Origin of the sequence: Bacillus sp. 2B09 (assembly GCF_003946835.1) — a bacterium.
Taxonomy (GTDB): domain Bacteria; phylum Bacillota; class Bacilli; order Bacillales; family Bacillaceae; genus Bacillus; species Bacillus altitudinis.
Genome location: NZ_RPSG01000001.1, coordinates 50,349 through 63,261 on the forward strand (window position 1 = coordinate 50,349; position 12,913 = coordinate 63,261).

The following is a 12,913-nucleotide window of genomic DNA, read 5'->3' on the forward strand; positions in this document are numbered from 1 at the left end:
ACGGATCAGCAAGCTACAATGGCATTGTACACTGAATTGATTGCAACAAAATGACGAAACAGCGATTCCTATGGATTTTGACAAGGAAGACTTTAAAAAACACAAAGGGGGGTAATTTTATTGAATTCTTATGATGAAGATCTAATAAAGGATTTGGAATTAAAAGACCTTCTTAAATATGTCAAAGTACATAAAAATCCAAAAATTTATTTAGACTTAATAGAACAAAAATTTGATTTTGCTGGTTCAAAAATAGATTGGTTACAAACCAATAAACATTATAGTAAGAGCTCAAATCATGAATCGTTACTTTCTGATGCTCTTCTCTTTATAACTGAATTAAAAGAAAAATATTTAGATAATAACTTACAAGTAATTTACATAGGGGATAACCTTACAGAGTTTGGGTACCAGTTTGAATTAAAACATCTAGAAGAGTTACTAGTCTATTTTTTAGATATCCCACAGCACCACTACTTTATATCATTAGAAGGTGATTGGAGTATTTGTATTTCATTTGAAAACGATTTGGATTTCGGATTTAGTTTAAACAAAAAATAAGTTTAAGCGTCACATATAGGAAAAATAAAAGATGAATAAGAAGTGAAAAAACCTTGACTGGCTTTATACCATTCTAGGTTTTTTGCGTTTATTCGTCCTCAAACACGTAAAAAAAGACAAAGAACTCTTTGTATACAAGTCTCAAAGCACACTCAAACGAGTGTGCTTTTTCTTATAACAAAAGAACACCCAAAAACCTGCACAACATTTACTGAAAACATTTGGACTTCTTTGACTCATGCGAGTTGATTAGACTTATAACCAAAGGGAAGAGGGGAGGGATTCCAACTGCACTTAACCAAAAGGGGCACGACTTTATTATCGATGCTGCTTCACACGACCACTTATCTATCAATTGAAGATTTACAGAATCGACTGAATGTCTCTACTCGAACGGTCTACGCTGAAATCAAACGAATGAATAGTTGGCTGGAAACCCATCAGCTTAGTGGCGTCCAGCGAAAAGATCAACGAGGCTACTATTTACATCCACACGAGAAAGAAGTCATTATCGAAAAAGCTGACACTGTTCTTGTCGGTCATGACTATGAACCATGTGTAAAAGAAAGACGTGCCATCTTGCTCCTATCCATTGCATGCAGTGAAAAGCATCTAAAAATTGATGATTTTATGGAGATGACGAAGGTAAGCCGCAATACACTGCTTGAAGATATGAAACAACTAAAAGAAGCACTTTCAAAACAGCAGCTTACACTTCATTATCAGGCGGCCAGTGGCTATTTAATTTCAGGAGAAGAAAGAACAATTCGGTTGGCGCTGAAACCTTATATTCATTTCATTCGCACCATGATAAAAAATGAAAAAACGTTTCCATCGGTTTGGTTAAAGGGTCCTATCTCATATAAGAGAATACATGATCTCCTTCAACAATCCGAACAAGATCTGAAGCTTGAATTTGCAGATGACATGCTGGATCAGCTGTCTATGGATCTCTTTTTCTACTTTAAACGGATGAAGCTAGGACGTGCTGTACACATTTCAACAGAAGAAAAACGGACACTGCAGGAAACAGATGAATGCTTGGCTGCTATTCGTTTCATGGCGCAAATTCAAAAAGAAACCAGTCTTTTGGTTCATGATGATGAAATCTATTTTCTTAGTACGCTATGGCTCAGTGCCAAAAAACAAAAACTCCCAACAAGTCAAAAACCAGAAGAACATCTCATTCGAACCATTGCGAGACAAATGATCATTGACTTTCAGCGTTATGCGTGTATTTCCTTCCAGGAAGTAGAAGTCTTGGAACAAAACTTAACCATGCATTTAATTCCGGCCTATTATAGGCTCATCTATCACATTGAGATCATCAATGAATTAACAGATTCCATGAAACATGCACAGCCAGAGGTGTTTGACATCACGCAAAAGGTTGCTTGCCATTTAGAGAAGGCAGCCTGTTCAAAGATGAGCGATCATGAAATTGCCTATGTGGCGATGCATTTTGGCGGCTGGATGAGAAGAGAAGGGATTTCATCGATTGCGAAACGTTCTGTTTACATTGTCTGCGGAGAAGGAATTGGCACCAGTCACATGCTGAAAACGCAGCTTCTTGAATTAATCGGCTACATCGACATACGCGGACTGTTATCAAAACGTTCATATGAAGAATTAACATCCATTGATGCCGACTTTGTTGTGTCAACGACACCTATATCGTTTAAAGGAAAACCTGTTCATCTCGTGCACCCGATTCTCACTGCTTATGAGAAAAAAACATTGCTTCAATATGGAGAAGGCTCAGAACCTAAGCTTGATGAGCACCATGTGAATGCTTTATTCAATATCATTCAGCAGCATACCATCGTTCAAAATGAAAAAGCATTGCTTCATGACCTGAAGGAGCTGCTTCATCCGACATATGTATCACACCAGAAAGGGTGGAAACCAGTGTTAAACGATTTATTAACAGAAGAAACCATTCAGCTCCAGCAAACAGCAGACACATGGCAGGAGGCCATTACAAAAGCAGCGCAGCCTTTGCTTGATCAACAAGCGATTCAGGAAAGTTATGTGAAAGCGATGATCCAGTCTGTTCATCAAAATGGCCCTTATATTGTGATTGCGCCACAAGTGGCGATTCCGCATGCCAGACCAGAAGATGGCGTGAACAAATTAAGCATGTCACTTATGTCATGTCATCAGCCCGTTTCCTTTTCAAAGGATGGAAAAAAGCAAGTTCGGCTCATCATTGTATTAGCTGCCATTGACAGTATGACCCACCTGAAAGCACTCAAACAGCTGACGATGCTGTTAAGTGAAGAAAAACGGGTGAGACAATTGATTGAAGCAGAGGAATTAGCAGCCATTCAACAACTAATCAATCGATTTTCACAAGTATAAAGGAGGAAAAAGAGAATGAAAAAAATTCTTGTTGTATGCGGAAACGGTTTAGGAAGCAGCTTTATTGTTGAAATGAATGTCAAAAAGGCATTAGAAGAATTAGGACTTTTAGCGGAAGTGGATCACACCGATCTCAGTACAAGCAAAAATGAACAAGCAGACCTCTATATCGGCGCAACAGATATTATCGATCAGCTGGATGACGGCACAAGAAAGGTCGCTGGATTAAATAACTTGTTAGACCAGGAAGCCATTAAAGACGTCCTTCGTAAACACATATAATCGACGGAAAAAGGGGGATTCACATCATGATAGAACTGATCATGAACGATATATTGGGCACACCCGCAATTCTCATCGGTTTGTTTGCACTCGCTGGTTTACTTTTGCAGAAAAAGTCAGCTGCCGATACTGTATCAGGCACCTTAAAAACAACAATGGGTTTTTTAATATTAGGAGCGGGCGCCACAGTCGTATCTGATTCACTTGGGGTTTTCAGAAAGATGTTTGAAGCAGCCTTTCACATTCAAGGGGTTGTCCCAAATACTGATGCCATGGCGGCCATTGCCCAAAAGGAATTCGGTACACAGACAGCGCTTATTATGATTTTTGGTATGGTGGTCAATTTGCTTTTGGCAAAATTCACACCCTTTAAATACGTCTTTTTAACTGGTCATCATACGCTATATATGGCGGCTATGCTTGCAGTCGTTCTGTCAACAGCTGGCATGCAAGGAACGCTGCTGATCACCACTGGTTCAATCGTATTAGGTGCAGCAATGGTCATTGCTCCCGCAATCCTTCAGCCGTTTACAAGGAAAGTCACTGGAAATGATGATCTGGCGCTCGGTCATTTCAGTACGTTCGGCTATTTTACAGCGGGAATGATCGGCAAATGGGTCGGGCGCCCAGAGAAATCAACGGAAACCATTCAAGTGCCTAAATCACTCGGTTTTCTAAGAGATACATCGGTGGCCATCTCCATTACGATGGCTTTGCTTTTCTTTGCGATTGCACCGTTTGCGGGAATTTCATATATAGAAAACATTAGTGGTGGTACGAACTTTGCTGTCTTCATTCTCATTCAGGCCATTACCTTTGCTGCTGGGGTGTACATTATTTTAGCAGGTGTACGGATGGCAATCGGGGAAATTGTGCCTGCTTTCAAAGGGATTGCCGATCGTTTCGTCAAAGGGGCAAAGCCGGCACTTGATGCGCCAACTGTTTTTCCATTTGCTCCAAATGCGGTGATCATCGGTTTTTTATGCAGTTTTGCAGGAGGCATCGTGTCTATTTTCCTTCTTCCTTTGTTTGGTTTAACTGTCATTGTTCCTGGACTTGTGCCGCACTTTTTCTGCGGTGCGACAGCGGGCGTATATGGCAATGCAACGGGAGGAGTGAGAGGTGCAGTCGCCGGTTCCTTTGTGAATGGAATACTCCTTTCATTTTTACCAGCTTGTTTACTTCCTGTGTTAGGCACTCTTGGCTTTGAAGGGACAACATTTGGAGATACAGACTTCGGTATCATCGGAATCTTGATTGGATTGATCAAATTTTTATTTCATCTTTAAAAAGGAGGCATTAGGGGATGACAGCCATTTTCTCACCTTCATTAATGTGTATGGATTTAACGCACTTCCGTGAACAAATTCATCTTCTGAACACGAGAGCAGACCGTTATCATGTCGACGTCATGGATGGTCATTACGTAAAAAATATGACTTTATCACCCTTTTTCATTGAACAGCTGCGGAAACTGACAGACGTTCCGATTGATGTTCACCTTATGGCCGAACAGCCTCAGGAATTTTTAATTGATGCATGTATTGATGCAGGCGCAACGATGATTTGTTTACATCCAGAAGTGGTGCAAAAAGACGTTTTTCGAATCATTCGGCATATCCACGAAAGAAAGTGTGAGGTCGGCTTTGTTCTCAATCCCGCCACACCAGTTGCAGCATTAGATGCTTTTATTCATTTAATAGACCGGGTGACGATCATGACAATTGATCCAGGGTTTGCTGGTCAGCCTTTTATCAAAGAAATGCTTCCGAAAATGAAAGAGGTGAAAGAAATCAAAGAGAAGGGAGGATACTCGTTTTCAATTGAGGTAGACGGCTCTTGTAATGAAAGCACGTTCCGGCTGCTTGCTGAGGCAGGAAATGAAATTTACATCATTGGCACCTCAGGTTTATTTGGACTTCACGAAGAATTAGATAAAGCATGGGAAATAATGAAGCAATTGTTTGCAAAAGAAACAGCCACAATGAAATCACTTTAGTAAAAAAGAGGATGAAGCCCATCCTCTTTTTTACGCAATTTTACTAAATGAGCTATCCCCTTATCAAAACATACTCAAAAACTTCAAAAAGCACAAATTTATAATTGAAAGCGCTTTATTTATGTGTTATTCTTCAAATATCTTTAGTAAACATTTAGTCAAAAATGATGAGGAGTTTGCCTATGACTACACTCAAAGATATTGCTCATGATGCAAAAGTATCTGTCTCTACTGTATCCCGTGTGTTAAATGGCGACCAAACGCTTGCCGTTTCACACGTAACAAGACAAAACATCCTCGACATAGCCAAGAAATTAAACTATACCCCAGTCAGAGCAAGAAAAGCCGATCAAGTAGAAGTAAAAAGCCCACCCGCATCCCCAGTCATCGGTGTCGTTGTCGCCCAATCCATTGACGAAGAATTAAATGATCCTTTTTTTTCATCGATTCGAAAAGGAATTGAAAAAGAATATGCCAAACAAGGTCTGTCCACTCTCCATACCTTTCGCCTAAGAAACATGGATAAAGGGGCGATACTAAAGGATATTGACGGTTTGATCGTCATCGGACGAATCAGCCCTGATACGGTTGAAAAAATGACAAACCGAATGGAACATATCGTTTTTATCAATCATTATGCGGATGAAGATCTGTATGATTGTGTACATGTGGATTTTGTCAGGGCGGCAGATCGTGCCATTCGTCATCTGCAATCTCTCGGCTATACACATCTAGGCTATATTGGCGGGAAAGAGAGGGAGCATTATTTCGAAGGAAATGCTGTGATTGAGGACGAAAGACAAACAACTTTTATCAAAAGAATGCAAGAAGCGGGAACTCTTCATATGAATGACATCCACATAGGCGAATATTCGATGCAAGAAGGCTACTCGCTTATGCAAAAAGCCATTCAGAAAGGAAATCTTCCAGAAGCCTTTTTTATCGGAAGTGACTCTATGGCAATAGGCGCTATGCGTGCGCTACATGAAGCCGGTCGTCGTGTACCTCATGATGTCTCAATCGTGGGGTTTAATGATATCGAAGCCGCTTCCTTTTCAAGCCCGCCGCTCACAACGGTCAAAGTATATACAGAAGAAATGGGGGAAGTGGGTCTAAAGCTTTTGCTTGAGCGGATAGAAGGAAGAAAGCTTCCCCTAAAAGTCGTCGTGCCAACAAAGCTCATGCAAAGAGGCAGCACATGCCCAATCCATGAAAGGGGGTGAATAAGCATTTCAGTAAACAAAAAAGAGACAAAAAAGCAGGAAGGAAGCTGCTGAGCATGATGGCCAGATCATGCTGAAAACAACGCAGTTTACCCAATTGCTCTCTTATCTCTTTGAAAAGAATAGAATTCCAGTATAATGGACTTCTTTTGTTTCCGCAACTGCATGAATTCTACCGATAATCGTCTGAATTTTCAGTGATCAAAAGGAGGAAACGATGAGTAAAAAAATTCTGATGCTGTGTGTAGCTCTAGTTTTGTCGATGATCTTGTCTGCTTGCGGCAATAACGGTGCGTCTGAAGCAAACGGGAAAGTGACCTTGACCCTATTCTCCACAATGAGTAACAGCGGGGAGAGAAAGGCATTTGAAGAAGTGATCCGTGATTTTGAAAAAGAACATCAAAACATCCGAATTGATGCCAACTTCCCTGGCAACAGCTATGAAGATATGATACGCGTCAAAATGGGCGCAAACGATATGCCAGACCTATTTGATACACACGGCTGGGCCAAGCTGCGATATAGCGAATACGTGGCTGATCTAAAGGAGATGGACTGGGTAAAACAACTCGATCCTTCACTCGATCAAATTTTAAAAGACAAAGATGGCAAAGTCTATGCCTATCCGCTGAACCAAGCAAAAGACGGACTTAGTTTTAATGCCAATCTATTAAAAAAATATGGCCTGAAAGTTCCTAAAACACTGGATGAACTGAAAAGTGCTTTACAGACTGTCAAAGAAAAAAGTAACGGGGAAGTGGTGCCACTCTGGATTCCAGGAGGCGACAATTCAAATATTGCCCAAGTCTTTGATGAGCTGGCAACGCCTTTACTCATTACCGATCAAAAACATCAATACGGAAAAGACCTTGAAAATGGATCATTTGATTGGTCTCACTATACACCGCTTGCACAGTTTATGAAGGAGCTGAAAGATGAAGAGCTTTTAAACAAAGATGTGCTCACGGCGAAACTATCCCAAGCACCTGAGCTGATGGCACAAAACAAAATCGCTTTCACCTTTGTGGGAGGATCTTTAGGACCTGAGGCGACTGAACTCAATCAATCGATCAAAGTAGGCACCATGCCCGTACCAGCTATTCATGAAGGAGATGAGCAAAGCTGGATTGGCGGGGAACGCTTTACTGTTGCGGCATGGAAAGACTCAAAGCATCTAAAAGAAGCAAAACAATTCATTGACTTTTTAGCAAAGCCTGAAAACGCAAAAAAAATCGCAGAGGGCACTTCCTCTGAAACGGCATTAAAAGAAGTCAAAGCCAAAAACTATTATTCTACATTTTACGAGCAATATGAAGATATTAAGATTGAACCATATTTTGATCGGAAATACTTACCGAGCGGCATGTGGGCTGTCATGGCAACGACCGGTCAAGAATTATTAGCAGGCTCCATCACACCGGAACAACTATCGAAGAAAATGGAAGAGGAATATAAGCGTCTGAAAAAACAATAGCAGGCTCATGCTGAAACAGGAGTGAAGCCAATGAGTGACATCACAAAAGAAAAACAGGCGGCGACATTTACCTCTTTTCCAAAACAGAAGATGAAAAATAGCCAAAATTCTTCACTTTGGTGGATGTACTTGCCTGCTGTTCTCGTTGTCAGTGCTTTTATCATTTATCCCTTTTTTAACGGGATTCAGCTCTCTTTTACAAATTGGAACGGTTTTTCACAACAGTATGAGTGGATTGGGCTGGATCAATACAAACGACTACTGCAAGATCCAACCACATGGCTTGTTGTGAAAAATACCCTTCTTTACGGCATCGGGAGCACCATCTTACAAAATATGATTGGTCTTGGATATGCACTCTTATTAAATCAAAGTTTAAAGATGAGAGCCATCACAAGAACGGTGATCTATTTACCCGTCATGATCAGCCCGATTGCCATGGGCTATATTTGGTATTTTGTCTTTGCGTACCAAGGTGGTGCTTTAAACGACGTTGTTACCCTTTTTGGATTTGATCCAATGAACGCACTTGGTAATCCGCAGCTAAACACTTGGATCATTGTGTTTGTGAATACGTATCAATTCGTCGGGATTGCGATGATCATTTATTTAGCAGGACTCCAAAGCATTCCTAAAGATTATTATGAAGCAGCACAACTCGACGGAGCTTCAGGTCTTCAGCAATTTGGGCGCATCACATTACCGCTTTTAATGCCATCTATTACCATCAATGTTGTGCTCAATGTCATCGGTGGACTTAAATTATTTGATGTCATTGTCGCGCTCACTGGCGGAGGACCCGGAGATTCCTCGCAATCGATGTCGACCTTTATGTATGATCTTTATTTCAAACGGCAGGATGCAGGCTATGCAGCGACGCAAGGTGTCTTCATGGCTATTATCATCCTTCTCGTTAGTGTCGCAGCGCTCATTTATTTCAAACGAAAGGAGACCGAGGTGTGATGGATAACGCCTATAAACGAAAGAAAAGATGGTACTCCTTACTCGCCCTTTTGATCACATTGCTGCACCTGATTCCATTTTATATTTTAGTCACGACCTCTCTAAAGGGGATAGGAGATTTTAGCTCAAAATGGTTGTTCCCATCAACGCTTCATTTTGAAAACTTTCTGATGGCATGGACAGATGCTCAGCTTGGCCAGTCCTTTTTGAATACAGTGATCATTACGTTCAGCTCGGCTGCCCTACTCATCATCTTTGGATCACTTGCCGCCTATCCGCTTGCAAGAAGAGGAACAAAGCTGAATCAAGCGGTGTATCTTTTATTCATTGCCATTATGGTCATACCGCCGCTCACAGCCCTTGTCCCTTTATACAAAATGGTTGTACAAATTGGCATGATGAATACTTATCAAATCGCTATTTTAAACAATGTTGCTGCTTTTTTGCCACTGACGATTTTTCTATATGCCGGTTTTATCCGGTCGACGATTCCAAAGGAGCTTGAAGAAGCCGCTCGTATTGATGGCGCGGGAACACTCAGAGTCTTTTTCACCGTTGTTTTTCCGCTGCTGAAGCCGATTACCGCTTCTGTTTTAATCATTGCCTGTGTGTATATTTGGAACGACTATCAATTTGCCATCTTCTTCTTGCAAGATAAAGAGATGCATACACTTACAGTCGCCTTATCCAATTTCTTTGGTCAAAATCAACACCAGCTCCAGCTCGTTGGCGCCGCTGCTCTTATTGCGATGCTGCCAATGGTCACGATGTTTTTACTTTTGCAAAAATACTTTATCGCAGGGCTGTCTCAAGGCTCTGTTAAAGGGTAATCCAACCTTGATGTAAAAAGGAGTGTCGTCTATGTCTAAAATTACATTTATCGGTGCAGGAAGTACCGTGTTTGCTAAAAATATATTAGGAGATTGTTTGTTCGTTCCCGCACTTGCTGGCTTTGAATTTGCGTTATATGATATCGACCATAACCGGCTGAAAGAATCAGAAACGATGCTACGTCACTTAAAAGAGAACTACGGTGCACATGTGACCATTCAGTCGTATCACAACCGGAAAGAAGCCTTAAAGAATGCGAAATATGTCATCAATGCCATCCAGGTAGGAGGCTATCAGCCAAGCACTGTCATTGATTTTGAGATTCCAAAAAAATATGGATTAAGACAAACGATTGCGGATACGGTTGGCATCGGCGGCATTTTCCGTTCACTTCGAACCATTCCTGTGATGCTGGACTTCGCAAAGGATATGGAAGAGGTATGTCCACACGCTTTATTGTTAAATTACACGAATCCAATGGCCACACTGACTGGCGCTATGCTGCGTTATACTCGGGTTCAAACGGTTGGTCTTTGCCATAGCGTACAGGTGTGTACGAAAGATTTATTTCAATCACTTGAAATGGACCATGAAGGCATTGAAGAAAAAATTGCCGGCATTAACCACATGGCATGGTTATTAGAAGTGAAACGGGACGGTCAAGACTTATATCCAGAAATCAAAAAAAGAGCAAAAGAAAAACAAAAAACGCGGCATCCTGATATGGTTCGTTTTGAACTAATGGATAAATTCGGCTACTATGTCACCGAATCCTCAGAGCACAATGCAGAATATCATCCGTATTTTATCAAATCTCGTTATCCAGAACTGATTGGACAGTTTAACATTCCGCTCGATGAATACCCAAGACGCTGCGAGGAACAAATCAACAATTGGAATACGATGAAACATGACCTTGTGGGAAACACACAAATCACGCATACGCGCTCTAAAGAATATGGTTCACGTATCATTGAAGCGATTGAAACGAACGTTCCCTTTAAATTTGCTGGAAATGTACTGAACACAGGAGGACTCATTCACAACCTTCCTGAAAAAGCCTGTGTGGAAGTGCCATGTGTTGCAGACCGGAGCGGTATCATGCCATGTTATATCGGAGAGATACCTGAACAATTGGCTGGACTCAACCGGACCAATATCAGCTCACAGCTCATGACGATTGAAGCTGCAATCAGCGGCAAAAAAGAACACATTTACCAAGCAGCATTATTAGACCCGCATACAAGTGCTGAATTATCAATTGATGACACCATCAAACTATGTAATGAATTAATTGAAGCACACGGGGAGATGCTCCCGGCTTATACAGAGCCGAGTCAATACGCAATTTCTTCTAAATAACTAACATAAACAGTCTTAGCCTGATGCACTTGGCATCAGGTTTTTTAGATCAACAAACTGATCATTGACTGGAAGCGTTTTTAATATTATGATTTTTCTAAAGTTAACCAACAGTTAACCAAAAATACATCATCAATTGATTAACCTGATCATGACACACAGACAAAACAACCTAAAAGGGGGGACAGATCTTCGGAACCAAAAGAGCTAGAAGGTATAGACTTCACATGTTTTATCAGAACGTAAAGCAGAACTGTGGTTTCATTTGACAAAGAGTGTATACAGATGAAGGCCTCTTAGATGAGACAATGACGATAAATCAACACACGACTGCATCACAATCCAAACAAAGAGGAGAGAGGGAACATGACCAAAACAGATGTACAAACGTTGAAAAATTATATTGGCGGACAATGGGTGGACGCCGAAACGAACCAAACGGAAGCTGTTTATAATCCAGCTACTGGCGAAGTCATCGCAGAAGTACCGCTTTCTACAAAAACGGATGTAGAACATGCAGTCCAAGCTGCTCAAGAAGCGTTCACCACTTGGTCTAAAACAGCTGTTCCCCGGCGCGCACGTATTTTATTTAAATACCAACAGTTACTCGTTGAGAAATGGGATGAGTTGGCTGAACTCGTCACGCTGGAAAACGGAAAAAGTGTAACAGAAGCAAAAGGAGAGGTGCAGCGAGGAATTGAATGTGTGGAATTTGCCGCTGGCGCACCAACCTTAATGATGGGGAAACAACTACCTGATATTGCGACTGGTCTAGAGTCTGGCATGTACCGCTACCCAATTGGCGTCATCGGTGGCATTACCCCGTTTAACTTTCCGATGATGGTCCCATGCTGGATGTTCCCGCTTGCCATCGCTTGCGGAAATACATTTGTTTTAAAACCTTCAGAACGGACGCCAATCCTTGCTGCACGGTTAGCAGAACTATTTGAAGAAGCAGGACTTCCAAAAGGTGTGCTCAACATTGTCAATGGGGCTCACGATGTAGTAAACGGTCTGCTTGAACATGAAAAGGTAAAAGCCATTTCGTTTGTCGGCTCTCAGCCAGTCGCAGAATACGTCTATAAAAAAGGGACATCACATGGTAAACGTGTCCAAGCACTTGCCGGTGCAAAAAATCACTCCATCGTCTTGAAAGATGCTGATTTAGAATCAGCCACAAAACAGATCATTGGTGCTGCTTTTGGATCAGCAGGTGAACGCTGCATGGCAGCAGCCGTTGTCGCAGTGGAAGAAGACGTGGCAGACGACTTGATTCAACAATTGGTCGATGAATCCAACCAGCTTGTCATCGGAAACGGAATAAATAAAGATGTCTTTCTCGGACCAGTCATTCGGAAAGAGCATAAAGAACGAACTCTTCAATATATCCAATCAGGAATTGAAGAAGGCGCAAGCCTGATTCGTGATGGCAGACAAGATAACGAAACAAATGGAGAAGGGTATTTTGTCGGACCAACGATCTTTGATCATGTCACAAATCAAATGAAAATCTGGCAGGACGAGATTTTTGCCCCAGTCTTATCCATTGTCCGTGTCTCATCACTCGCAGAAGCAATCGACCTGTCCAATCAATCAAAATTCGCAAACGGCGCTTGCCTTTACACAGACAGCGCTTCAAGCATAAGAGAATTTCGTGAAAACATCGAAGCCGGCATGTTAGGCATTAACATTGGTGTCCCTGCTCCAATGGCTTTCTTCCCATTTTCCGGCTGGAAAGACTCCTTCTACGGAGACTTGCACGCCAATGGAACAGATGGAGTAGAGTTTTACACGAGAAAGAAAATGGTGACCGCTCGTTATATATAGCCTACATTTATTAAACATTGAGGAAGAATG

At 41.5% G+C, this 12,913-nt stretch carries 11 protein-coding genes; all 11 read left to right on the top strand.

What is annotated here, in order from left to right; all coding sequences use genetic code 11:
• Positions 1–120 precede the first annotated feature (120 nt).
• The 11 genes from EBQ12_RS00245 to EBQ12_RS00295 all read left to right on the top strand — a co-directional run bounded on the left by EBQ12_RS00245 (position 121) and on the right by EBQ12_RS00295 (position 12,883).
• Entirely contained in the window at positions 121–561 is a 441-nt protein-coding gene (locus EBQ12_RS00245; protein WP_008343720.1) for a hypothetical protein, read from the top strand.
• 288 nt (positions 562–849) lie between these two features.
• Complete coding sequence (locus tag EBQ12_RS00250) at positions 850–2,922, top strand: BglG family transcription antiterminator (RefSeq protein WP_277597454.1); 2,073 nt, start codon at positions 850–852, stop codon at positions 2,920–2,922.
• A 15-nt stretch (positions 2,923–2,937) separates the two neighbouring features.
• Positions 2,938–3,204, top strand: a complete 267-nt coding sequence (locus tag EBQ12_RS00255) for a PTS sugar transporter subunit IIB (RefSeq protein WP_017359544.1) — start codon at positions 2,938–2,940, stop codon at positions 3,202–3,204.
• Positions 3,205–3,230: 26 nt separating this feature from the next.
• Entirely contained in the window at positions 3,231–4,493 is a 1,263-nt protein-coding gene (locus tag EBQ12_RS00260; RefSeq protein WP_125588754.1) for a PTS ascorbate transporter subunit IIC, read from the top strand.
• A gap of 17 nt (positions 4,494–4,510) precedes the next feature.
• The gene (alsE, locus tag EBQ12_RS00265; RefSeq protein WP_125588756.1) at positions 4,511–5,203 is read left to right on the top strand and encodes a D-allulose 6-phosphate 3-epimerase; all 693 of its coding nucleotides are present in this window, start codon (positions 4,511–4,513) and stop codon (positions 5,201–5,203) included.
• Positions 5,204–5,385: 182 nt separating this feature from the next.
• Positions 5,386–6,426: a LacI family DNA-binding transcriptional regulator gene (locus EBQ12_RS00270; RefSeq protein ID WP_125588758.1), complete on the top strand. Its 1,041-nt coding sequence runs from the start codon at positions 5,386–5,388 to the stop codon at positions 6,424–6,426.
• 217 nt (positions 6,427–6,643) lie between these two features.
• Entirely contained in the window at positions 6,644–7,900 is a 1,257-nt protein-coding gene (locus EBQ12_RS00275; protein WP_125588760.1) for an ABC transporter substrate-binding protein, read from the top strand.
• A 30-nt stretch (positions 7,901–7,930) separates the two neighbouring features.
• Positions 7,931–8,863, top strand: coding sequence for a carbohydrate ABC transporter permease (locus EBQ12_RS00280; protein ID WP_125588762.1), 933 nt, complete (start codon positions 7,931–7,933; stop codon positions 8,861–8,863).
• Positions 8,863–9,693 carry a carbohydrate ABC transporter permease gene (locus EBQ12_RS00285; RefSeq protein WP_007499267.1) on the top strand — a complete coding sequence of 277 codons (831 nt, stop codon included), beginning with the start codon at positions 8,863–8,865 and terminating at the stop codon, positions 9,691–9,693. Before EBQ12_RS00280 ends, EBQ12_RS00285 begins: the two co-directional genes overlap by 1 nt.
• Before the next feature lie 31 nt (positions 9,694–9,724).
• Complete coding sequence (gene melA, locus EBQ12_RS00290; RefSeq protein WP_125588765.1) at positions 9,725–11,056, top strand: alpha-glucosidase/alpha-galactosidase; 1,332 nt, start codon at positions 9,725–9,727, stop codon at positions 11,054–11,056.
• A 366-nt stretch (positions 11,057–11,422) separates the two neighbouring features.
• Positions 11,423–12,883, top strand: coding sequence for a CoA-acylating methylmalonate-semialdehyde dehydrogenase (locus tag EBQ12_RS00295; RefSeq protein ID WP_125588767.1), 1,461 nt, complete (start codon positions 11,423–11,425; stop codon positions 12,881–12,883).
• Positions 12,884–12,913 lie beyond the last annotated feature (30 nt).